At 69.5% G+C, this 21774-nt stretch carries 16 protein-coding genes; 12 read left to right on the top strand and 4 right to left on the bottom strand.

The window, feature by feature from the left end; translation table 11 throughout:
• Positions 1-35: 35 nt before the first annotated feature.
• A complete protein-coding gene (locus ACWTPI_RS33020) occupies positions 36-3452 on the bottom strand; it encodes an autotransporter outer membrane beta-barrel domain-containing protein (RefSeq protein ID WP_454733875.1) in 3417 nt (1138 codons plus the stop codon).
• Positions 3453-3713: 261 nt separating this feature from the next.
• Here ACWTPI_RS33020 and ACWTPI_RS33015 point away from each other — a divergent pair, with 261 nt between their 5' ends.
• Together ACWTPI_RS33015 and ACWTPI_RS33010 are read left to right on the top strand one after the other, a co-directional pair.
• Entirely contained in the window at positions 3714-5147 is a 1434-nt protein-coding gene (locus ACWTPI_RS33015) for a TldD/PmbA family protein (protein WP_454733874.1), read from the top strand.
• Positions 5147-6475: a metallopeptidase TldD-related protein gene (locus ACWTPI_RS33010; RefSeq protein ID WP_454733873.1), complete on the top strand. Its 1329-nt coding sequence runs from the start codon at positions 5147-5149 to the stop codon at positions 6473-6475. The genes ACWTPI_RS33015 and ACWTPI_RS33010 overlap by 1 nt, the downstream gene beginning before the upstream one ends.
• A gap of 18 nt (positions 6476-6493) precedes the next feature.
• On the opposite strand, the gene ACWTPI_RS33005 is transcribed toward ACWTPI_RS33010, so the two are convergent.
• Positions 6494-7396 carry a LysR family transcriptional regulator gene (locus ACWTPI_RS33005; protein ID WP_020206531.1) on the bottom strand — a complete coding sequence of 301 codons (903 nt, stop codon included), beginning with the start codon at positions 7394-7396 and terminating at the stop codon, positions 6494-6496.
• Between the two features lie 172 nt (positions 7397-7568).
• Between ACWTPI_RS33005 and ACWTPI_RS33000 the strand changes: the two genes are divergently transcribed.
• The 6 genes from ACWTPI_RS33000 (at position 7569) to ACWTPI_RS32975 (ending at position 13580) form a co-directional block, all read left to right on the top strand.
• On the top strand, positions 7569-8555 hold the full coding sequence (locus ACWTPI_RS33000; protein ID WP_059416148.1) for a tripartite tricarboxylate transporter substrate binding protein: 987 nt from the start codon (positions 7569-7571) through the stop codon (positions 8553-8555).
• A 66-nt stretch (positions 8556-8621) separates the two neighbouring features.
• Positions 8622-9611: a tripartite tricarboxylate transporter substrate binding protein gene (locus ACWTPI_RS32995; protein ID WP_454733872.1), complete on the top strand. Its 990-nt coding sequence runs from the start codon at positions 8622-8624 to the stop codon at positions 9609-9611.
• Positions 9612-9671: 60 nt separating this feature from the next.
• On the top strand, positions 9672-10586 hold the full coding sequence (locus ACWTPI_RS32990; protein ID WP_454733871.1) for an SDR family NAD(P)-dependent oxidoreductase: 915 nt from the start codon (positions 9672-9674) through the stop codon (positions 10584-10586).
• 4 nt (positions 10587-10590) lie between these two features.
• A complete protein-coding gene (locus ACWTPI_RS32985; RefSeq protein WP_454733870.1) occupies positions 10591-11466 on the top strand; it encodes a MaoC/PaaZ C-terminal domain-containing protein in 876 nt (291 codons plus the stop codon).
• Entirely contained in the window at positions 11463-12698 is a 1236-nt protein-coding gene (locus ACWTPI_RS32980; protein WP_454733869.1) for a CaiB/BaiF CoA transferase family protein, read from the top strand. Before ACWTPI_RS32985 ends, ACWTPI_RS32980 begins: the two co-directional genes overlap by 4 nt.
• 627 nt (positions 12699-13325) lie before the next feature.
• Positions 13326-13580, top strand: coding sequence for a hypothetical protein (locus ACWTPI_RS32975; RefSeq protein ID WP_454733868.1), 255 nt, complete (start codon positions 13326-13328; stop codon positions 13578-13580).
• 131 nt (positions 13581-13711) lie between these two features.
• Here the strand turns inward: ACWTPI_RS32975 and ACWTPI_RS32970 are convergent, their stop codons facing one another.
• Together ACWTPI_RS32970 and ACWTPI_RS32965 are read right to left on the bottom strand one after the other, a co-directional pair.
• The gene (locus ACWTPI_RS32970; protein WP_454733867.1) at positions 13712-14077 is read right to left on the bottom strand and encodes a DUF1484 family protein; all 366 of its coding nucleotides are present in this window, start codon (positions 14075-14077) and stop codon (positions 13712-13714) included.
• Positions 14078-15118: 1041 nt separating this feature from the next.
• On the bottom strand, positions 15119-16249 hold the full coding sequence (locus ACWTPI_RS32965; RefSeq protein WP_454733866.1) for an AraC family transcriptional regulator: 1131 nt from the start codon (positions 16247-16249) through the stop codon (positions 15119-15121).
• 303 nt (positions 16250-16552) lie between these two features.
• Here ACWTPI_RS32965 and ACWTPI_RS32960 point away from each other — a divergent pair, with 303 nt between their 5' ends.
• The 4 genes from ACWTPI_RS32960 (at position 16553) to ACWTPI_RS32945 (ending at position 21752) form a co-directional block, all read left to right on the top strand.
• On the top strand, positions 16553-17554 hold the full coding sequence (locus ACWTPI_RS32960; protein WP_454733865.1) for a Bug family tripartite tricarboxylate transporter substrate binding protein: 1002 nt from the start codon (positions 16553-16555) through the stop codon (positions 17552-17554).
• 71 nt (positions 17555-17625) lie between these two features.
• Complete coding sequence (locus ACWTPI_RS32955; protein ID WP_454733864.1) at positions 17626-19362, top strand: long-chain fatty acid--CoA ligase; 1737 nt, start codon at positions 17626-17628, stop codon at positions 19360-19362.
• A gap of 67 nt (positions 19363-19429) precedes the next feature.
• Complete coding sequence (locus ACWTPI_RS32950) at positions 19430-20422, top strand: tripartite tricarboxylate transporter substrate binding protein (RefSeq protein ID WP_020205984.1); 993 nt, start codon at positions 19430-19432, stop codon at positions 20420-20422.
• A 142-nt stretch (positions 20423-20564) separates the two neighbouring features.
• The gene (locus ACWTPI_RS32945; RefSeq protein ID WP_020205985.1) at positions 20565-21752 is read left to right on the top strand and encodes an acyl-CoA dehydrogenase family protein; all 1188 of its coding nucleotides are present in this window, start codon (positions 20565-20567) and stop codon (positions 21750-21752) included.
• Positions 21753-21774 lie beyond the last annotated feature (22 nt).

Genomic DNA, 21774 nt, shown 5'->3' with positions numbered 1-21774 from the left:
CTGGCGGCGGCGCGGTGCCGCCGCCAGCGCCGCCGTCACCAGTTCATGCGGAAACCGACCACGCCCTGCACGCCGGCGTGGCTCTTCTCCCCGCCTTCCAGCGGGAACATCCCGTCGACGTTGCCGAACACGCTGGCCTGCCTGCTGATCCTGGCGGTGATGCCCAGGCCGAGCTGGCCCCAGTGACCGCCCGCGCGGGTCTGGATGCGGTCCATGCCGCCGTAGTCCACGGTGCTGTTCGCGCCCGACAGCGTTGACCACAGGTTCGCGCGCATGTATGGCTGCAGCAGCTTGTCGCCTTGCCTGCGGGTGAACTGCAGCCGTGCGCCGAGCCGTCCGAGCACGCTGTTGCTGGTGCCCAGGCCGATGGTCGAGAAGGCGTCCGTCGTGTTGTTGAGCCTGACGCGCTGGTAGATCAGCTGCGCCTGCGGCTCCAGGCTCCAGCCGGGCCGCAGTTGCAGCGGATAGCCGCCTTCGAGCGAGGCCGCCACGCCGTAGCCGTCCACGCCGATCGCGGTGCGGCTGGTGGAGGCGGTGCCGCTGTAGGACGTGAGCTGCAGGACCGCGTCGCCGTACCAGCCGGTCGCGCCGTAGTGGGTCCAGTACGCGCCGGCGCTGGCACCGTCGACCTTGAGGTGGCCGGTGCGCTGGCGCTCGTAGGCGGTGGCGCCGGCATTGGTGACGGTACCGTCGACGCCGCCGCTGGCATGCGCGGCGCCGACGTAGAGGCCGGCATGGTCGCGCCGGCCATCGTCGTGCTGGTGGTGATAGAGATCGGCGCCGACCTGGAAACCGGCGATGGTGGCCGAAGCGGCCGGGTTGCCGAGGCCGCCGTAGCGATCCTTGTAGGCGCTGCCGAACAGGCGGCCCCAGTGGCCGTTGCGGATCTTGCCGGTGGCCGCGACGTCCGTGGCGTCCGTAGTGTTCGCGGCGTCCGCGCGCAGGTTCTCCTGCTCGCCGGCGCGCTCGTGCAGCGTGCCCAGCGTGAGCTGGCCGATGCGCGCCGCGGTCGGCATGGCCGCGCCATAGACTGACAGCTCGGGGCCGACGATGGCCTGCGGCGACGGCTTGACCAGGCCGGGCGGCGTGCTGCCGGATTCGTCGGGGTGCTCGATGCCGCCGTACTCGAAGGTGCTGCGCAGGTACCAGTTCTCCGCCTGCGCGGCCTCGCCCTGCGCGCCGCCGCGGAACAGCCGGTAGTCGTAGGCGCCGGCGCGCACCTCGCGCGCGAGGTGGAAGGCGCCGGCGTCGGTGGTGCCGCCGCGCACCGCCTCGACCAGCAGGATGCCGCCGACGGTCTGCCCGCCCTGGCCGCCCGCGTTGCTGACGAGCACGGCGGTGCTGCCGCTGGCGCGGCCGCCGTCGATCACGAGCTTGTCGGAGGGGGAGCCGTCGCCGCCCAGCGCGGCGTGCATGGCCAGCGTGCCGCTGCTGCCGCCCGACCCGCCGCCCGGCCCGCCGGCATAGCTGCCGGCGGTCAGCGTCTTGAAGCCGCCGGCCGGATCGAAGGCAACGGTGCCGGCGCTGGCAATGCCGGCCACGGTCGAGTCGCCCGTCACGCGCCATGTGCTGCTGCCGTCCACCGTGACCTGCCCCGCGCCGATGGCGGCGCCGGCGAACAATGAGCCTGCGGCGAGGCTCACATTGGCGACGGCCGGCGCCGCGCCGATGCCGGTGACGCGGATGTCGGCGGCCAGCGCCGAACGTTCCAGGTTCAGGTTCAGCGTGCCGCTGTCCACGCGCACCCCGCCGGCGCCGCTGAGATAGGTATTGTTGCGTGCGTTGACGTCGATGGTGCCGGCCTCGATGGTCTCGACGACGTTGCCGCCGGCATCCTTCCACACGGCGTCGCCGACATGCATCAGCATGGCGCCGCTCACCGTACTGTGGCTCAGGTCGACCGTCGCCGAGCCGCCCACGGTGGCCAGCGCGATGCCATTGGGCGCATCCACCGTGCTGCCGGCCACCTCGATGGTGCCGTGCACGCCCGCCACGGTCGCCAGGCTGACCAGGCCGCCGCCGAGTTCGCTGCGCACCGTGGCGCCGGCCAGCGCCACGCGCGCAGCCTGGACGGCGAAGACGCCGTAGCTGTCTTGTCCCCGCACCAGGATGGCGGTGCCGCTGGCGCGTATCTGGGCGCCGTTGGCGGCATAGAGGCCATGCGCGTCCCGTGCCTCGGTGGTGACGCTGCCGCCGTCCATGCGGATGAGGCCGCGATAGCCGACGACGCCGGCCGCGCCGGCACCGAACGTGTGCACCGTGGTGTCGGTCAAGGTGGTGTCGGCGAGGCTGGAGGTCTGCCAGAGGCCCGAGCCGTTGACGCCCCGCGTGACAATATCGGCCTGCTTCAGGCTGACCGCCGCGTGGCCGCCGACGTGCACGCCGTAGCCGTTGCTCGCATCCTGGGCGACCTCGATGCGCGTGCCCTCGATCGCCAGGCGCGCGGCCTGCGCGGACGGGTCGGGCGCCACCGTGACGCCCTTGGCATTGGCGCCGCCGGCGCTGATCGCGCCGCCCTTGATGGACAGGCTGGCGCCCGTGCCGACCGTGGCCGCCGCCGCGCCGCTGCCGTTCTGGCTGATACGCACGTCGTCCAGCGTCACGCTCGACCCGGCGTCCATGCTCTGCACGGTGGTGGCGAGGAGGGAGCTGTTGCTGAGGGTGCTGCCGGTGGCGTGGATGGCGCCGCCGCCGGAGGCGGACAGGGCGATGCCGCCGGTGGCGATCGTGCCGCCGCGCACGACGGCCTCGGAGCCGGTGCCGCTGGCGCGGATGCCGTGCGCGGTGAGGCCGGCGGTGGTGACGTCGGTGTCGGTCAGGATGGCCCTGCCGCCGCCCGTGACGTTGATGCCGTGGGCGCCGTATTGCGTGGTGGCGATGCTGGCGTCCGTGAGCGTGGCCAGTGAGCCGGCGCCGTCGACCGACAGGCCGGTCAGCGCGGTGCGAAAGCCGGTGCGCGCCAGCGACAGGCTGGCGCCGCCGGAGACGCTGGCGCCGATGCCGGCGCTGGTCGTCAGTTCGCTGCCGGTCATGCTCGCCCGGGAGCCGGCGCCGAGGACCTCGATGCCGGTGGCGTCGGGGCCGCCGGTTGCGACATTGGCGTGCTCCAGCACCAGGCTGGCGCCGCCCGAGACGCGCGCGCCAGGGCTGGCGTGGCCGGTGGTGACGATACCGCTCTTGCCGGTGTTGGTGCCGGACTGCTCGTACAGGCGCACGGCGTCGCCCGGGCCCAGTTCGAGGCCGGGCGTGTGGTTGGAATTGCCGACGATCCGAGTGTCGGCCAGGTCCGCCGCCGGCGTGCCGCCCACGCACAGCGCCGCGGCGGCGCCCGCCAGCGCGCGGCGCAGCGCGCGGCCGGGCTGCGCCGGCTTGCCCTTCGACGCGGCATGTTCGGGGACCGGCACCCATGTGCCGGCGGCTTGGCTCCAGATGATGCGATAGGCGGTGTTCATGGTCTTTGCTGGTCCCGTGGGTGGCTGACCGGTACCAACGTAAATCAATCGCCTGCGCGCCGATGGGGGGTGAATTCTCAATGAGGCTGGTGAATTTTCTTAAAACTGGTTTAAATATTTTTTAAAAACAAATTTATCTAGTATTGATACGAATTTATTCAAATAAATAAATCGAATCAGATGGACGGGCGGCGGTTCCGGTGGGGAAGGCCGCGCCGGCGGAGTAAGATGCGCACACTCATATCGTCTCCGGAGTCTCCCGTGTTCGAACGCGCCAGGCAGGATTTCGCCGGTCTCGTCACCCGCGCCGGGTTTCATTCGCTGCGGCTGGTCCGCGCCAGCGGCGAGCATTGCATGGTGCGGCGCGGCGTGGCCGAGCCGCCCTCGCTCACGCAGGACGTGGGCGCGATGCTGACGGCACGGCGCGACGGCGTGGAAGCCTATGCCGCCACCAGCGACATCAGCGCGGCCGGCCTGCAGCGCGCGCTCGATGCCGCCGGCGAACTGGCCGCCCGCATCGCCGCGCACGGCCTGGTGGACATGCGCGCGCTGCCGCCGCCGCGGGAACAGTCCCGCTACGCCTCGCCCGGCGCGCAGGACGCCTTTCCCGGCCTGGCCGAGCGTTTCGCGCTGCTGGCCGAGGTCTGCGCCGCCATGCCCGCCGACGCGCGCATCGTCAACCACACCGCGTACCTGGCGCACCAGTACCAGGAGCAGCTTTATCTCAACAGCGCGGGCGCCGAGCAGTGGCAGGCGCAGCGCTTCGTCTATCCGGGCCTGAGCGTAACCGCGTTCGACGGCAGCGACAGCCAGACGCGCACCTTCGGCGGCTTCGGCAGCGGCCAGCAGGGCGGCTTCGAGGTGGTCGCGCGGCTGGGCTTCGCCGCGGCCGCGCCGCGCGTGGCGGACGAGGCCCTGCAACTGCTGCTCGCGCCCAACGTGCCCGCCGGCATCACCGACCTGCTGCTGATGCCGGACCAGATGATGCTGCAGATCCACGAATCCGTCGGCCATCCGCTGGAGCTGGACCGCATCCTCGGCGACGAGCGCAACTACGCCGGCACCAGCTTCGTCAAGCTGGAAGACTTCGGCCATTACCGGTACGGCTCGCCGCTGCTGAACATCACCTTCGATCCCGGCATTCCGCAGGAGCTGGGCAGCTACGGCCACGACGACGACGGCCAGCCGGCCGGCAAGGCCTTCCTGATCCGCGACGGCATCCTGCAGCGCCCGCTCGGCGGCGCGCTCTCGCAGTTCCGCAGCGGCCTGCCGGGCGTGGCCAACAGCCGCGCCAGCGGCTGGAACCGCGCGCCCATCGACCGCATGGCCAACCTCAACCTGGAGCCGGGCGACCACACGCTGGCGCAACTGGTGGCCGGCATCGAGCGCGGCGTGCTGATGTCCACCAACCGCTCGTGGTCCATCGACGACGCGCGCAACAAGTTCCAGTTCGGCTGCGAGTGGGGCCGCCTGATCGAGGATGGCGAGCTCAAGGGCGTGGTCAAGAACCCCAATTACCGCGGCGTCTCGGCCAACTTCTGGCGCAGCCTCGCGGCGGTCGGCGACGCCGGCACCTTCGAGGTCCACGGCACGCCGTACTGCGGCAAGGGCGAGCCCAACCAGATCGTGCGCGTGGGGCATGCCTCGCCGGCGTGCGTGTTCCGGCAAGTGGAAGTCTTCGGGGGAGCGGCGTGATGGCCGATATGGAATCGTCGTTCGCGGCGCTGGCCGACGACGTGCGCGCCGCGCTGGCGCCGGGCGAGGCGTTCACGCTGTGGTACAGCGCGGAGTCCTCGGAATTCATCCGCTTCAACCGCGCCAGGGTGCGCCAGGCCGGGCACGTCACGCAGGCCACCGCGCGCCTGCGGCTGATCCGCGACGAGCGCCACGCCACCAGCGAGATCGCCCTGTGCGGCGATGCCGCCACCGACCGCGCGCGCCTGGCCGAAGGGCTGGGCCGGCTGCGCGGCGCGCTCGCCCAGCTGCAGCCCGATCCCTACCTGACGCTGGAGCGCGAGCCCTGGCAACGCCGCTTCGCCGACGACACCGCGCCGCCGGACACCGGCCACGTGCTGGCCTGCATCGACGAGGCCGCGCGCGGGCTCGACCTGGTCGGCATCCATGCCGCCGGGCCGCTGTACCGCGGCTTCGCCAGCAGCTTCGGCGCCTTCGGCTGGCACGCCGCGCAGGCCTTCCATTTCGACTGGAGCCTGTTCCACGCCAACGGCCAGGCGGTCAAGGCCGACTACGCCGGCAGCCAGTGGGACGACGGCGAGTTCGCCAGCCGCTTCGGCGCGGCGCGCGCGCAGCTCGAACACCTCGGCAAGCCGGCGCGCGCGCTCGCGCCGGGCGAGTACCGCGCCTATCTCGCGCCGGCCGCGCTCGATGACGTGGTGGGCATGCTGGGCTGGGGCGGCTTTTCGGCGCGCTCGCTGGCGCACAAGGAAAGCCCGTTGCAGCGCCTCTACGACGGCAGCGAGAGGCTGAGCGGCCTGATCGACATGGACGAGCGCGCCAGCGGCGCGCTGGCGCCGGCCTTCGGCCCCGAAGGCATTCCGCGCGGCGACGCGGCGCTGGTGCGCGCCGGCCTGCCGGCCGCGCGGCTGGTCTGCCCGCGCAGCGCCCGCGAACACGGTCTCGAGACCAATTGCGCCGACAGCGGCGAGGCGCCGCACGCGCTCGCGCTCGGCGCCGGCACGCTGGCGCAGGCCGACGTGCTGGCCGCGCTCGGCACCGGCCTCTACATCGGCAACCTCTGGTATCTCAACTGGTCCGATGCGCCGGCCGCGCGCATGACCGGCATGACCCGCTTCGCCAGCTTCTGGGTGGAAGACGGCCGCATCGCGGCGCCGCTCGGCACCATGCGCTTCGACGACAGCCTCTACAGCTTCCTCGGCGAACACCTGGAGGCGCTCACGCGCGAGCGCCAGTTGCGCGTATCGAGCAGCACCTACGGCGAGCGGCAGACCGATTCGAGCCTGCTGCCCGGCGCGCTGGCGGGACGGCTGAAGCTCACGCTCTAGGCCGGCCGCGCCGGTGCCTCACACCGGCTCCCGCGCCGCATCCTTCAGGTACTGCACCAGCGTCTCCGCGAACTGCGGCAGTTCGCGCCCGGGCCGGCGCACCAGGCGCAGGTCGCGCTTGGCCCATTCGTCTTCCAGCGGAATGAAGCGCAGCACCTTGCGGCTGGCGTAGCGGCGCGCGCAGCTGTTGGGCACGATGGCGATGCCGGCGCCGGCTTCCACCATGCGGCACACCGCGTCGAAGCTGCCGAGCTGGATGCGCAGGCTGATGCGCTTGCCCATGCCGCTGGCGATGCGGTCGAGGAACGACTGGATCGCGCTGAACTGGTTGAGGCCGACGAAGCGGCAGGTGTCGAGCAGGTCGGCGAAATGCAGGCGCGTGAACTGCGGCAGCGGGTGGTTGACCGGCGCGATCACGATCAGCTCGTCGCTGCACAACTGCATCACTTCGAGGTCGTTGGTGGCTACCTCGCCGGCCACGATGCCGAGGTCCGCCGCGCCCGCGCCGATGGAAGACACGATGGCCTGCGAGAGCTGCTCCTCCAGCTCGATGTCCACGTCCGGGTTTTCCGAGAGGAAGCGCGACAGCGCCGTGGCCAGGAAGGAGTTGGTGGCGGTGGTGTTGGCCAGCAGCCGCACGCGGCCCTTGACGCCCTTGGCATAGGGGCGCAGGTCGGCGTGCAGGCATTCGAGCTCGCGGAACACCTCGCGCGCGTGGCTGAGCAGCGCGTCGCCGGCCGGCGTCAGGCGCACACCCTTGACCTGGCGGATCAGCAACTGGGTCTGGAAGGCCTCTTCGAGCTGCTTGATGCGCGTGCTGGCGGCGGGCAGCGACAGGAAGCTGCGCTCGGCCGCGCGGGTCAGGTTCTCCGTTTCGCCGACGTTGAGGAAGAGGCGCAGGTCGGTCAGGTCGTAATGCATGTGTTTTGCTGGGCCAAAGGCCTCTTTTGTGAATCGTGAATAGCCATGTCTCCGCCGCCAATTTATCGTATTCGGCGTGGCAATAGAACCAAAAAGGCCGGACCGCCCGCATTGCGCGGGCGGTTACCGGATAGTCCGGCGCATCGCCGCCAGGCTCACAGGAGGAAGACACATGACACAACGGCGCAGCAGCGCTCGCATGCTGGCGGCTGTGGCCGCCGCGCTCGGCCTCGCGGCAGGCCCGATGGACGCCGCGCTGGCGGCCTGGCCCGACAAGCCGGTGCGCCTGATCGTGCCCGCGGCGGCGGGCGGCACCACCGACATCGCCTCGCGGCTGGTCGGCAAGCGGCTGGGCGAAGTGCTCGGCCAGCCGGTGGTGGTGGAGAACCGCGCCGGCGGCGCCGGCATCATCGGCGCGCAGGCGCTGCGCCAGGCCGCGCCCGACGGCTACACGCTGATGATGGGCAATATCGGCCCCAATGCCATCAACTACGGCCTGTACAAGCAACTTCCCTACCGCGCCGAGGACTTCGCGCCGATCACGCTGGTGGTGTCGGTGCCCAACGTGCTGGTGGTCAACCCCAAGGTGCCGGCGAAATCGGTGGCCGAGCTGGTGGCGCTGGCCAAGGCGCAGCCGGGCAAGCTGTCGTTCGCTTCGTCGGGCACCGGGCAGTCGGTGCACCTGTCGGGCGAACTGTTCAAGAAGCGCGCCGGCATCGACATCATCCACGTGCCCTACAAGGGCGCCGCGCCGGCCGTGGCCGACCTGGTGGCCGGGCAGGTGACCATGATGGTGGACAACCTGCCGAGTTCGATGGCGCAGATCCAGGCCGGCAAGCTGCGCCCGCTGGCCGTGACCAGCGCCACGCGCGTGCCCGAGCTGCCGGACGTGCCGACCATGAAGGAAGCCGGCTTCGACGATTTCCAGGTGACGGCGTGGTTCGGGCTGGTGGCGCCGGCGGGCACGCCGCCCGCGCTGGTGTCGCGGCTGCAGAAGGCGGTGGCGGCCATCCTCGCCGAGCCGGAGGTCAAGACGCGGCTGGCCGAGCTCGGCGGCATGCCGGGCGGCGACACGCCCGAGCATTTCGGCAATTTCATCAATGCCGAGCGCGTGCGCTGGGCCAAGGTGGTCAAGGATACCGGCATCCCGCTGCAATGACGGCGCGCGCGCCGCGATCGTCACGCGTCACGACAACAAGCCGCAACGGCACCAAGGAGACAAGGCATGGACACATCGCGCGCATCCCCCCGCAGGACCTGGCTGATGGCGGCGCTGGCGGCCGGCCTGCTGTGCGCCGGCGTGCCGGCGCTGGCCGACACCTGGCCGGCCAAGCCGATCCAGTTGCTGATCCCGTATCCGCCGGGCGGCAGCGCCGACCTGCTGGCGCGCCCGGTGGCGGCCCGGCTGCAGGAGCGGCTGGGCCAGCCGGTGGTGCTCGACTACCGGCCCGGCGCGGGCGGCACCATTGCATCGCAGCAACTCGCGCGCGCCAAGCCGGACGGCTACACGCTGATCGTGGTGCTGGCCGCGCACGCGATCAACGCCAGCCTCTATCCCAGGCTGCCGTATGACACGCGCAAGGATTTCGCGCCGGTCTCGCTGGTGGCCAACCTGCCGCTGATCCTGGCTGGCAGCGCGTCGCTCAAGGCCAGGACGGTGCCCGAGCTGATCGCCCAGGCCAGGGCCGAGCCCGGCAAGCTCACCTTCGGCTCGGCCGGCAACGGCAATACCGGCCACCTCGCCGGCGAGCTGTTCGACAGCCTGGCCGGCGTCAAGATGACGCACGTGCCGTACAAGGGCAGCTCGCAGGTGGTCAACGCCATGCTGGCCGGCGAGGTGCAGCTGACCTTCGACAGCATCTCCACCACCATGCCGCACGTGCGCAGCGGCCGCCTGCACGCGCTGGCCGTGACCAGCGGCAAGCGCGCCGCGCTGGCGCCCGAGGTGCCCACGCTGGCCGAGGCCGGCGTGCCCGGCTTCGACATCAACGGCTGGTACGCGGTGCTGGCGCCGGCCGGCACGCCGCCGGCCATCGTCGAGCGGCTGAGCAAGGACATCGCCGCGGTGCTGATGCAGCCCGAGCTGCGCGCCAATCTCGCCGCCAACGGCTACGAGCCGGTCGGCTCCACGCCGGCCGCGCTGGGCGCGCACATCGACGCCGAGATCGCGCGCTGGAGCAAGGTGGTCAAGGACTCCGGCGCGCGGCTCGAATGAGCCGCGGCGCCGCCGCACCGATTTGAACGAACTAGTGAATACGCAGACAGGAGCAATGACATGAGTGGATTGATGGCAGGCAAGGTGGCGCTGGTGACCGGCGCGGGCGGCGGCATCGGGCGCGGCGTCGCGCTGGAGCTGGCCAAGGCGGGCGCGAAGGTGGTGGTCAACGACATCGGCGTGTCGCTCACCGGCGAGGGCGGCGACGCCGGCCCCGCGCAGCGCGTGGTCGACGAGATCCGCGCCGCCGGTGGCACCGCCGTGGCCAATACCGACAGCGTGTCGAGCTGGCAGGGCGCCAACGCCATCGTGCAATGCGCGCTGGACAATTTCGGCCGCATCGACGCGGTGGTCAACAACGCCGGCAACCTGCGCGACCGCATGTTCTTCAAGATGAACGAGGAAGAATGGCGCTCGGTGATCGACGTGCACCTCAACGGCACCTTCTTCGTCAGCCGCGCCGCCGCCAACCACTTCAAGGACCAGGAAAGCGGCGCCTACGTGCACATGACCTCCACCTCGGGGCTGATCGGCAACCTGGGCCAGGCCAACTACTCGGCGGCCAAGCTCGGCATCGCCGCGCTGTCGAAGTCGATCGCGCTGGACATGGCGCGCTTCAACGTGCGCTCGAACTGCATCGCGCCGTTCGCGTGGAGCCGCATGACCAGCTCGATCCCGTCGGAGACGCCGGAAGAAAAGGCGCGCGTGGCCAAGCTGCAGAAGATGGAGGCCAACAAGGTGGCGCCGATGGCGACCTTCCTCGCCAGCGACGCCGCGCACGAGGTCAACGCGCAGATCTTCGCCGTGCGCGCCAACGAGATCATGCTGATGAGCCAGCCGCGCCCGGTGCGCTCGGTGCACATGAGCGAAGGCTGGACCCCGGAGATGATCGGCGAGATCGCGATTCCCGCCATGCGCGGCAGCTTCTTCAAGCTCGAGCGCTCGCCCGACGTGATCAACTGGGACCCGATCTGACACCATGCCGCTCGACTATCAACGCATCAAGCACTGGGACTTCCCCGAGGTCGTGCAGACCTACGGCGAGAAGGACTCCATCCTGTACGCGCTCGGCCTCGGCCTGGGCGAGCAGCCCGACGACCCGCGCCAGTTGCGCTACGTCTACGAGGCGCGGCTCAAGGCCTTCCCCACGCAGGCCGTGGTGCTGGCCTATCCCGGCTTCTGGATGCAGGACCCGCGCAGCGGCATCGACTGGGTGCGCATCGTGCACGGCGAGCAGCGCCTGCGGCTGCACCGCCCGCTGCCCGCGGCCGGCACCGTGCGCGCACGCGCGCGCATCAGCCACGTGATCGACAAGGGCGCCGACAAGGGCGCGCTGGTGATCATCGAGCGCACGCTGGTCGACGACGCCAGCGGCGCGGAGCTGGCCACCGTCACGCACACCACGTTCTGCCGCGCCGACGGCGGCTTCGGCCAGGGCGACGCCCCGCCCGAGCCGCTGCCGGCCGCGCCGGCGCGCGCGCCGGACGCGGTGCGCAGCCTCGCCATCCTGCCGCAGGCGGCGCTGCTGTACCGCCTCAACGCCGACCCCAACCCGCTGCACGCCGACCCCGAAGTGGCCCGCGCCGCCGGCTTCGACAAGCCCATCCTGCACGGCCTGTGCACCTACGGCGTGGCCGCGCGCGCGCTGGTGGACACCTTTGCCGACGGCGACGGCGACCGCCTGCTCGAACTGAACGTGCGCTTCTCGCGCCCGGTCTTCCCCGGCGAGACGCTGGCAGTGCGCATGTGGCGCGACGGCAGCCACGACGGCGCGCAGCGCGTGCTGTTCGACGCGCGCATCGCGGCGCGCGACGTCACCGTGCTCAGCAACGGCGTGGCGGAGTTCCGCGCATGAGCGCCCCGATCAAAAGCGCGCTCGACGGCGTGCGCGTGCTCGACCTCTCGCGCATTCTGGCCGGGCCGTGGTGCGCGCAGAACCTCGCCGACCTCGGCGCCGAGGTCATCAAGATCGAGCGCCCCGGCGTGGGCGACGACACCCGCTCGTGGGGCCCGCCGTGGCTGCCCGGCGGCGACGGCAAGCCCACGCGCGACGCCACCTACTACGCCGGCGCCAACCGCGGCAAGCGCTCGGTCACGCTCGACATCGCCAGCGCCGAAGGGCAGGTCATCGTGCGCGAGCTCGCCGCCAGGTCGCAGATCCTGCTCGAGAACTACAAGGTCGGCGACCTCAAGCGCTACGGCCTCGACTACGACAGCCTCAAGGCCATCAATCCCGCGCTGGTCTACTGCTCCATCACCGGCTACGGCCAGGAAGGCCCGAGCGCGCACAAGCCCGGCTACGACTTCATCTTCCAGGGCATCGGCGGCCTGATGAGCATCACCGGCGAGCGCGACGACCTGCCCGGCGGCGGCCCGCAGAAAGTCGGCGTGGCCGTGGTCGACATGCTCACCGGCATGTACGCCACCGTCGCCGTGCTGGCCGCGCTGCGCCACGCCGAGCGCACTGGCGAAGGCCAGCGCATCGACATGGCCCTGCTCGACGCCGTGGTCGCGGTCGGCGCCACGCCGATCATCGCCCAGCGCGTCACCGGCAAGGTGCCGGGCCGCTTCGGCAACGCCCACGCCAACATGGTGCCGTACCACGTGTTCGCCACCGCCGACGGCTACATGATCGTGGCCGCGGGCAACGACGGCCAATGGCAAGGCTACTGCCGTGGCGTGGCACGCCCGGACCTCGCGCAGGACGAACGCTTCGTCACGGGATCGGGGCGCATCGTCAACCGCGAGGTGCTGGTGCCGCTGCTCGAAGCGCACATGCGCACGCGCACCACCGCGCACTGGGTCGAAGCGCTGGAACGCGAAGGGATTCCGTGCGGGCCCATCAACGATTACGCGCAGGTGCTGGAAGACCCGCAGGTGCGGCACCGTGAGTTGCAGGTGGATCTTGTGCGTAGTGATGGTGGTGTGTGTCCTACGGTGAAGAGTCCGTTGCGGCTGTCGGCTACGCCGGTGCGTTATGACGTGGCGCCGCCGCGGCTGGGGGAGCATACCGATAGTGTGCTGGGGGATGTTTTGGGGATGTCGGTGGAGAGGATTGGGGTGTTGAGGGGGAAGGGGGTGGTTTGAGGGGGAGGGGGGGTCTTGTGCTTCGAAGTCAACGGCTTCAACGGCTTAACGTCAAAGTCAACGGCTGAACGTCAAAGTCAAAGTCAAAGGCTTTCGCTCCCCCGGAGCGACCTACTTTCTTTTCCCCGAAAAGAAAGTAGGCAAAGAAAGCGGGCTGCCTAGCCGGCAGGGGCAGAGCCGAACAGGAATGCTCATGTTGCTGGTTTCGTCGTGGGGTCTGCGGTTCTGCAGGGATTCTGCCGGTACCGGTTTTGGCTGCCACTGTCTCTCGGGTGGTGTTCGATTCGTGGTGGCGTTGCATGATGGCGGAGGCCCAGGCCCTTCGGGCTGCTGCCGCGACCGGGGCGGATGGGTGCGTCGTAGGGACGGTGCTGGTTTCGTGGTGGGCGCGGTGGCCCTTGTTCGAGCGCGGTGCCGAACGGTTGAAAAGCAATCCCGGTTTCAGCAACCCAACACACTCGCGCTGGGTCCACCACGCCCACCACGAAAACACGAGGGTGTTATGTCGTGGTCGCCCGAGCCGGTAACGGCAGATGGCCGAACCAGCAGTGCGCTCGCCATCATAGGTCTGACCCCGCGACCCATACCGCCAGCCAGATCGTGGCGAGTCGAACCGGTAACGGCAGGATGCCAGCAGAACCACGAACCCCACGACGAAACCACCAACAACAAGAAACCCCAACGTTTCTGCCCCTGCCGGCCAGGCAGCCCGCTTTCTTTGCCTACTTTCTTTTCGGGGAAAAGAAAGTAGGTCGCTCCGGGGGAGCGAAAGCCTTTGACTTTGACTTTGATGTTGACTTTGACTTTGAAGTGGTCTTTGAAGTTGAGGTTGAAATCGAATTTGAATTTAAATTTGAAATGAAATTCGACTTAAATTCTTAACCAGAACCTTCTCGCATAACTATTATCCCCACGATAGTCCAGTTCTCATCGATCCCTCCCCCGCAAGCAGGAGAGAGATCGACGAGCACGCCAGCGTGGGCGATCACGCAGACCTCATTGCGCCTCCATTCCTAGATCATCCCCTGCACTCGGCTCACAGCACCATCCAGTTGCCGCTTAAGCGGTGCCAGCAGGCAATGGATGTCGTGAGCCGCCAGGGACGCAGCGTTGTCGCCATCCAGCAATTGCAGCACGGCACCCAGGCCGGCGCTGACGCGCAACAGGTTATCGCAGCCGTCTGCCGCCGCGCTGTGAATGCTGTCTTGGAGTGCATCCAGTTGGTAAGCGAGTTCCTGCACCCGGAGCTTGTCCGGTGTGTCCGCGGGAACGGCGAGTTCGATCAGTTCGGCGATCACCGGCGATTGGCGGGAAATAGCCAAGGCCGGTGCTGTGGGGGTAACGGTGGATTGCTCTGAACGAGCAGTGATGTTCGGCATTTCAGGCTCCTTTCATTCCATCGAAAGGCCCGCCGCTCATTTCCACGTGAGGGTGGCGGGCCCGCAGCGAGGGTGGAAATACCGGGGAATGAAAGCAACCGGCCAGCCCGAAGGCTGCCTCGCCCGGCCCGCCTCGGGATTGTAGGCGCGCGCGAACGCATTGGACACAAAAAATCCACAAATGTGGCTGTCCATCTTTCATTTCTCCGGGTTTCCACGCCCGGTCACCGTTGTGGGGTGACGGATGAATTCTGGGGGAGCAGGCGAGCAGATGTCAATCAGCATGCCGAGCTGAATGCCGCAGGTGTGGCAATTCGTCGGCAGGGATCCTCGTGAGAGTCGTACCTGCGACTGGTCATGCGGGAATGAAACAGATCGGTAGTCGAAAATTCTCAAAATTCCGGGAATTTTGAGCAATGTCGATGACGATTTCTATCAGTTATTTCTGATGGGATTGGTTCTTGGTTGATTGATGTCAAAAGTTAATATATTGATCTGTATGAATCCTTAATTTTTATAGGATCAGGTATATATCATGCGGTTATGCACAATTGCCCAACGGCACTGCTTGAGAGGCACCCGGCACACTAGTGCACCGGTCCACCATGCCCACCACGAAACCATGCGGGTGCTATGTCGTGATGGCCCAAACCGGTAACGGCAGATGCCCGAACCAGCAGTGCACCCGCCATCATAGGTCTGACCCCGAAACCCATACCGCCAGCCAGATCGTGGCCAGCCGAACCGGTAACGGCAGGATGCCAGCAGAACTACAGGCCCCACCACGAAACCAACAACAACAAGAAACCCCAACGTTTCTGCCCCTGCCGGCCAGGCAGTCCGCTTTCTTGGCCTACTTTCTTTTCGGACAAAAGAAAGTAGGTCGCGCCGGGGGCGCGAAAGCCTTTGACTTTGACTTTGACGTTAAAGCCTTTGACTTTGAAGTTGCCTTTGAAGCTAAGCAGTTGAAGCGACCGTCGACTTCCCAAAGTCAAAAAAAGCCGAATTCTCCACCAACCCTCCCCAAGCCCCCCAACATCCCTACGCCGCACACCCCATCATCTGCCGCTGCCGGTATTCCCCTGGCGCCACGCCAGTCCATTTCTTGAACGCCCGGTGAAACGTGCTCGGCTCCGAAAACCCCACCCTTAACGCCACCTGCTGCAACGGCAGGTCGGTATGTTCGAGAAAGCCGATGGCGGCGTCGCGCCGCAGGCTGTCCTTGATGCTCTGGTAGCCGCGGCCTTCGTCGCGCAGGCGGCGGCGCAGCGTCTGCGGGGTCAGGCGCAGGGTTTCGGCCATCTGTTCGAGCGAGGGGAGTTCGCCGTCGAGGTGGCCGCGCAGGTGGCGGCGGATGCGCTCGGCGAGGCAGGAGTCGTCGCGATAGCGGGTCAGCAGGTTGCGCGGGGTGTCGCGCAGGAAGGCTTGCAGGCTGGCGGCGTCCTGTACCACGGGCAGGCGCAGCCAGGCGGCGTCGAAATGCAGCGCGGTGTGCGGCTGGCCGTAGCGGACCTGGGTGTTGAAGACGCGCTCGGTGTCGCTGCGCCGCGCGTTGCCGCGTGGCGCGGGCGTGGGCGCCGGCGCGGCGAGGTCGACGCCGGCCAGCGGGATGCGCCGGGCGGCGAGCCAGTTGGCCACGCCGTAGGCCTGGAAGGCGAAGGTGGATTCGGCATAGAGGCGGCACGGCGTGGCGGGCGCGCGCGGCAGCAGCAGCAGGGTGGCGCGGCCGTCGTGCTGCTGCAGGCGGGGCACGAAGTCGTGCAGGTGCAGCCGGTATTGCTGCAGGCCGACGCGCAGCGCGTCTTCGAGCGTGGCGCAGTGGATCAGCGCGCGGCAGGCCTGGGCGAACACGCCGGGCGCCAGCGGCCGGTTCAGCAGGCCCCAGAACTCGTCGCGCGTGACGCGGCGCATGGCGCGCATCAGCGCGGCGAACTGGTCTTCGCTCACGCGCGCGCTGGGCGATTGCAGCAGCGCGGCGGGGATGCCGGCGCGGCGCAGCAGGGCGTCGATGTCGCAGCCGAGGCGGCGCGGTCCCAGCAGGATCTGCTCGACCTGGAGCACGGCGATGGTGTGGCGGGCCGGCGGGCCGTGCGGCGCCGCCCGCAGCGGGCGGGAAGCGGCCGGCACCGCTGGCGGCACGGACGCGCCCGCGCCGGAAGCGACGATATGCATGGTCTCCTCGTCCTCGTTGCCGCAGCCCTGGCTGCCGGATGCTGCGGCGCGGCATGAGCGCGCGGGCTGGCGGGTCTGGCGGGATGCCGGGTCTGCGCCGGCTTATGGTGGCTTATGGCGGCTCATGGCGAGCCTGTCGCGCCAGTTAGCCCGATGCGCCGGCGCCGCGCAATCCGGATTTACCAAAGGCAGGCTTTTCCCTGAGCGATTCGGCCAATCATTTTGGGCCGAATGGTCATTGTCCACGCAGCGCAGCATCGCGCAATCTCGTTGCCTGGGCATGGGACCGGGGGAGGGAGCGGGATGCAGGCTGATCGTCGCAGGATCTTGTCATGGCTGGGCGCGGCGCCGCTGGCGGCCGGCGGCATCGGGCCGTGCGGCCCGGCGCAGGCGCAGGGCGCGGGCGGCAACTGGCCGGGCCGGCCGGTGCGGCTGGTGGTGCCTTACCCGGCCGGCGGCGCCACCGACGTGCTGGCGCGCGCGCTCGCCGAGCCGCTGGGCAGGGCGTGGGGCAAGCCCGTGGTGGTGGAAAACCGCCCGGGCGCGAGTGGCATGATCGGCGCCGACGCGGTGGCCAAGGCCGAGCCCGACGGCCACACCGCGCTGCTGACCATCACCACGCTGGTCCAGGCGCCGAGCCTGTACGCGAAGGCGCCGTTCGACCCGGTGCGCGATTTCGCGCCGGTGTCGCAGCTCGGCACCACCAGCCTGGTGTTCGCGGTGCACAACTCGGTGCCCGCGGCCACGCTGGCGGAGTTCATCGCGCTGGTGAGGTCCCGGCCGCGCCAGTTCAGCTACGGCTCGTTCGGCACCGGCTCGAGCGGGCATCTGTACGGCGAGGTCTTCAACGACGCGGCCGGGCTCGACCTGACCCATGTCTCGTACAAGGGCGAGGCGCCGGAGCTCAACGACCTGCTCGGCGGACAGGTGCCGGCGGCGGTGATCTCCGTGATGGGCGCGCGCCCGCACGTGGCCAGCGGCCGGCTGCGCGCGCTGGCCGTGACCGGCCCGGCGCGCGCGCCGCAGTTGCCGGACGTGCCGACCTTCCGCGAAGGCAGCATCGCGGGCATGGATTCGATGGGCTGGTTCGGCCTGCTGCTGCCCGCCGCGGCGCCACGCGCGGTGGTGGAGAAGTTTTCCGCCGACGTCAACCGCGTGCTGGCCGTGCCGGCCGTGCGCGGGCGCATGGGCGAGATGGGCGTGGTGCTTTCGGGCAGCACGCCGGACGCCTTCGCCGACACCATGCGCAGCGACTACGCGCGCTGGGGCCAGGTGATCCGCACCCGCAACATCCGCCTCGATTGATGCCGCGCCGGCGGCGGCCGGCGCCTTTCCCTCTTACCCGTGTTGCCATGATGCAAGCCGATTCCTCTTCCATGCCTCCCTGCCGCTCGCCGTTCTGGCCACCGGGCCTGCCGGCGCAGATCCAGGTGCCGCGCACCAGCCTGGCCTACAACGTGGAAGTCGCCGCGCGGCGCTACCCGGACAAGACCGCGATCCGGTTCTTCGGCAACGCCATCAGCTACGCCAGCTTGCAGGCGCAGATCGGGCGCATGGCGGGCTACCTGCAGCAGGCGTGCGGCGTGGCGCCGGGCGACCGCGTGCTGCTGTTCAGCCAGAACTGCCCGCAGTTCATCGTGGCCTACTACGCCATCCTGCGCGCCGGGGCGGTGGTGGTGCCGGCCAATCCGATGTGGCTGACCGCGGAGCTCGAGCATGTGGTGGCGGACAGCGGCGCGGTGGCGGCCTTCGTCGCCGCCGAGCTGTACGCGCGCATCGCGCCGCTGCACGGCGCGCGGCTGCCGCACGTGATCGCGCACCAGTACGGCGACATGCTCGCCACCGCCGACCGTGCCGACCGTGCCGACCGCGCCGACCGCGCCGACCGGACCGACGCCGGGGTGCCGGCGTGGCTGCACGAGCGCGCGCCGCTGCCCGCCGGCGCGCCGGCCGGCGCCACGCTCGTGCCGTGGACGCAGGCCGACGCCGCCGGCCTGAGCCCCGGCGCGGACGAGGCCGGCTACGACACCTTGTGCATGCTGGCCTACACCTCCGGTACCACCGGCCATCCGAAGGGCTGCATGCATACGCACGGCACGCTGATGAGCGCGGCGGTGGGTTCGCAGCGCTGGCGCGGCGCCCTGCCGGACAGCGTGACCTTGTCGGTGGCGCCGATGTTCCACCTGCTCGGCATGCAGAACGGCATCCACGCGCCGCTCTACCTGGGCGCCACCATCGTGCTGCTGCCGCGCTGGGACCGCGCGCTGGCAGCAGACCTGATCGAGCGCTACCAGGTGACTACCTGGGGCGCGCCGCCGGCCATGCTGGTGGATTTCTTTTCCCAGCCCGGCATCGCCGGGCGCGACCTCTCCAGCCTGTCCTACCTCGGCGGCGGCGGCGCGGCCATGCCGGACGCGGTGGCGTCGATGCTGCAGGAGCGCTTCGGCCTGCCTTACGTGGAGGCCTACGGCCTGACCGAGAGCGCGGCCTTCCTGCTGTCCAACCCGCGCCACCGGCCCAAGCGCGAGTGCCTGGGCATCGCCACCTTCGGCGTGGACGCGCGCGTGATCGACCCGCACACGCTGGCCGGGCTGCCGCGGGGCGAGCTGGGCGAGATCGTCACGCACGGCGCGCAGATCATGCTGGGCTACTGGCGCAATCCGCAGGCCGACGCCGAGGCGTTCGTCGAGATCGACGGCAAGCGCTTCCTGCGCACCGGCGACCTGGGCTTCATGGACGAGGAAGGCTATTTCTTCATGCGCGACCGCCTCAAACGCATGATCAACGCCTCCGGCTTCAAGGTCTGGCCCGCCGAGGTGGAGAACCTGCTGTACGGCCATCCGGCCATCCACGAAGCCTGCGTGATCGCCGCGCGCGACGCGCGCCGCGGCGAGACCGTCAAGGCGGTGGTGGCGCTCAAGCCCGCCGCGCGCGGCACGCCCGAGGCCGGCGCCGAGCAGATCATGGCGTGGTGCCGCGAGCGGCTGGCGGCCTACAAGGTGCCGCGCATCGTCAGCTTCGTCGACGCGCTGCCCAAGTCGGCCACCGGGAAGATCCAGTGGCGGGCGCTGCAGGAGCAGGAACAGGCGGCGCCGGTCCGGCCCGCGGACTGAGACGCGCGGCAGGACAACGCACCGGAAAGCACACCAGAGCACACCAAGCGAATTGGGGGAGACAACGATGAAGACAACGCGGCGAGCCTGGCTGGGCCAGGCGGCGGCACTCGGCGGCGGCGCGCTGCTGGGCGGCTGGCGGCGGCCGGCGCGGGCGCAGGGCGGCTATCCCGCCAGGCCCATCCGCATGGTGGTGCCGTACCCGGCCGGCGGCGGCACCGATACCGTGGCGCGCATGATCGGCCAGCGCCTGGCCGAGGCCTGGGGCCAGCCCGTGGTGGTGGACAACAAGCCCGGCGCCAGCGGCATGCTCGGCAACGACATCGTCGCCAAGGCGGCGCCGGACGGCTACACGGTGCTGCTCGGCATCACCGCCATGATCCAGTCGCCAAGCCTGTACAAGCGCATTCCCTACGACGTGGCGCGCGATTTCCAGCCGGTCTCGCTGCTGGCGCGCTCGTCCGACCTGTTCGTGGTGCCCAACCGGGTGCCAGCCGCCACGCTCGCCGAGTTCGTGGCGCTGGCCAGGGCCAGCCCCGGCAGGTTCAGCTACGGCTCCTACGGCAACGGCACGTCCTCGCACCTGCACGGCGAGCTGCTCAAGATGCAGGCCGGGCTGGACCTGGCGCACATCCCGTACAAGGGCGCCGCGCCGCTGATGAGCGACGTGCTGGGCGGGCAGGTGGACTCGGCCTTCGTCGATGTGACGTCCGCGAACAGCTATTTAAATAGCGGGAAATTCCGCATTCTCGCCATCACCGGCGCGCAGCGCTACAAGTCGATCGCCGCGGTGCCCACGTTCGCCGAGGCGGGTTTTCCCGGCTTCGAGCCGAGCGGCTGGTTCGCCGCGTTCCTGCCGGCGCGCACGCCGCGCGAGATGGTGGCGCGGATGTCGGCCGAGGTCGGGCGCATCGTGCGCCAGCCGGACATCGCGCAGAAGCTGGCGGCGATGGGCCTGCAGCCGGTAGGGTCGTCGGCCGAGGAACTGGCCGCCGTCATCGCCACCGACACGCCGAAGTGGGCCCGCATCGTCCAGGACGCGCACATCCAGCTGGACTGAGCGCCGGCGCTTGCGTCAAAGAGCATCAATCGATACATCGCAGCCGCCGCACCTCCCGCCGCGGCCGAACCCCGGCGCCGCGGGTGTTGCGGCGCAGCACCGGCGGCTTCCGCCCCGACGACATTTCCCGGAGAACACCAAGATGAAGAGCACGGACAAGAACATGGCGATGGCGGCCCGCAAGGTGCCCTGGATGAACGAGGAACTGACCCTGTTCCAGGACACCGTGCGCCGCTTCGTCGAGCGCGAGCTGGTGCCGCACGAAGCGCGCTGGGCTGAGCGCGGCTACATCGACCGCGAGGTCTGGAACCGCGCCGGCGAGGTCGGCCTGCTGTGCGCGAGCATCCCCGAAGCGTACGGCGGCGGCGGCGGGAACTTCGCGCACGAGGCCGTGATCTGTAACGAAATGGCGCGCGCCATCGCCACCAGTCTCGGCAATGGCGTGCACAGCGGCATCGTGGCCCATTACTTGCTCAACTACGGCACCGAGGCGCAGAAGCGCAAATGGCTGCCGCAGATGGCTTCCGGCGCGATGGTAGGCGCGATCGCCATGTCGGAGCCCGGCGCGGGCTCGGACCTCAAGTCGGTACGCACCCGCGCGGTGCGTGAAAAGAACCAGAACGGAGACGTCTATCGCATCAACGGTGCAAAGACCTTCATTACCAACGGCTACCACGCCGACCTGGTCTGCGTGGTGGCCAAGACCGATCCCGGGGCCGGCGCGCGCGGGGTCTCGCTCATCATGGTCGAGACCCGCGACCTGCCGGGCTTCCGGCGCGGCCGCATCCTGGAAAAAATTGGGCAGAAAGGGCAGGACACTGCCGAGCTGTTCTTTGACGACGTGTGCGTGCCGGCGGAAAACCTGCTCGGCGCCGAGGAGGGACAAGGCTTCTATCAGCTGATGCAGCAGTTGCCGCAGGAACGCATGATCATCGCGCTGGGCGCGGTGGCGAGCATGCAGCGCGCCATCGAGCTCACCACGGACTACGTGCGCGAGCGCCACGTGTTCGGCAAACCGCTGATCGATATGCAGAACACGCGCTTCAAGCTCGCCGAGTGCAAGACCGAGGCAACCATCGCCGCGACCTTCGTCGACGACTGCATGATGCGCCTGCTCGCGGGCGAGCTCGATGCCCCCACCGCGGCGATGGCCAAGTGGTGGTGCGCGCAGAAGAACTGCGACATCATCGACGAATGCCTGCAGCTGCATGGCGGCTACGGCTACATGCTCGAATACCCGATCGCGCGGATGTACGCCAACGCCCGCGTGAGCAAGATCTACGGCGGCTCCAACGAGATCATGAAGGAGCTGGTGGCGCGCACGCTGTAGGGCGTGCGCCGCCGCGCGGATG

The organism is Cupriavidus ulmosensis, from assembly GCF_977008105.1.
The sequence above is the reverse complement of the archived record's forward strand: the minus strand, read 5'-3'. Positions and strand labels throughout refer to the sequence as shown.

Bases quoted from the DNA above. Each gene is read 5' to 3' on its own strand.
- ACWTPI_RS33020 (WP_454733875.1), bottom strand. From the start codon at position 3,452: ATGAACACCGCCTATCGCATCATCTGGAGCCAAGCCGCCGGCACATGG.
- ACWTPI_RS33010 (WP_454733873.1), top strand. From the start codon at position 5,147: ATGGCCGATATGGAATCGTCGTTCGCGGCGCTGGCCGACGACGTGCGC.
- ACWTPI_RS33005 (WP_020206531.1), bottom strand. From the start codon at position 7,396: ATGCATTACGACCTGACCGACCTGCGCCTCTTCCTCAACGTCGGCGAA.
- ACWTPI_RS33000 (WP_059416148.1), top strand. From the start codon at position 7,569: ATGACACAACGGCGCAGCAGCGCTCGCATGCTGGCGGCTGTGGCCGCC.
- ACWTPI_RS32995 (WP_454733872.1), top strand. From the start codon at position 8,622: ATGGACACATCGCGCGCATCCCCCCGCAGGACCTGGCTGATGGCGGCG.
- ACWTPI_RS32990 (WP_454733871.1), top strand. From the start codon at position 9,672: ATGAGTGGATTGATGGCAGGCAAGGTGGCGCTGGTGACCGGCGCGGGC.
- ACWTPI_RS32985 (WP_454733870.1), top strand. From the start codon at position 10,591: ATGCCGCTCGACTATCAACGCATCAAGCACTGGGACTTCCCCGAGGTC.
- ACWTPI_RS32980 (WP_454733869.1), top strand. From the start codon at position 11,463: ATGAGCGCCCCGATCAAAAGCGCGCTCGACGGCGTGCGCGTGCTCGAC.
- ACWTPI_RS32975 (WP_454733868.1), top strand. From the start codon at position 13,326: ATGCCAGCAGAACCACGAACCCCACGACGAAACCACCAACAACAAGAA.
- ACWTPI_RS32970 (WP_454733867.1), bottom strand. From the start codon at position 14,077: ATGCCGAACATCACTGCTCGTTCAGAGCAATCCACCGTTACCCCCACA.
- ACWTPI_RS32965 (WP_454733866.1), bottom strand. From the start codon at position 16,249: ATGCATATCGTCGCTTCCGGCGCGGGCGCGTCCGTGCCGCCAGCGGTG.
- ACWTPI_RS32960 (WP_454733865.1), top strand. From the start codon at position 16,553: ATGCAGGCTGATCGTCGCAGGATCTTGTCATGGCTGGGCGCGGCGCCG.
- ACWTPI_RS32955 (WP_454733864.1), top strand. From the start codon at position 17,626: ATGCCTCCCTGCCGCTCGCCGTTCTGGCCACCGGGCCTGCCGGCGCAG.
- ACWTPI_RS32950 (WP_020205984.1), top strand. From the start codon at position 19,430: ATGAAGACAACGCGGCGAGCCTGGCTGGGCCAGGCGGCGGCACTCGGC.
- ACWTPI_RS32945 (WP_020205985.1), top strand. From the start codon at position 20,565: ATGAAGAGCACGGACAAGAACATGGCGATGGCGGCCCGCAAGGTGCCC.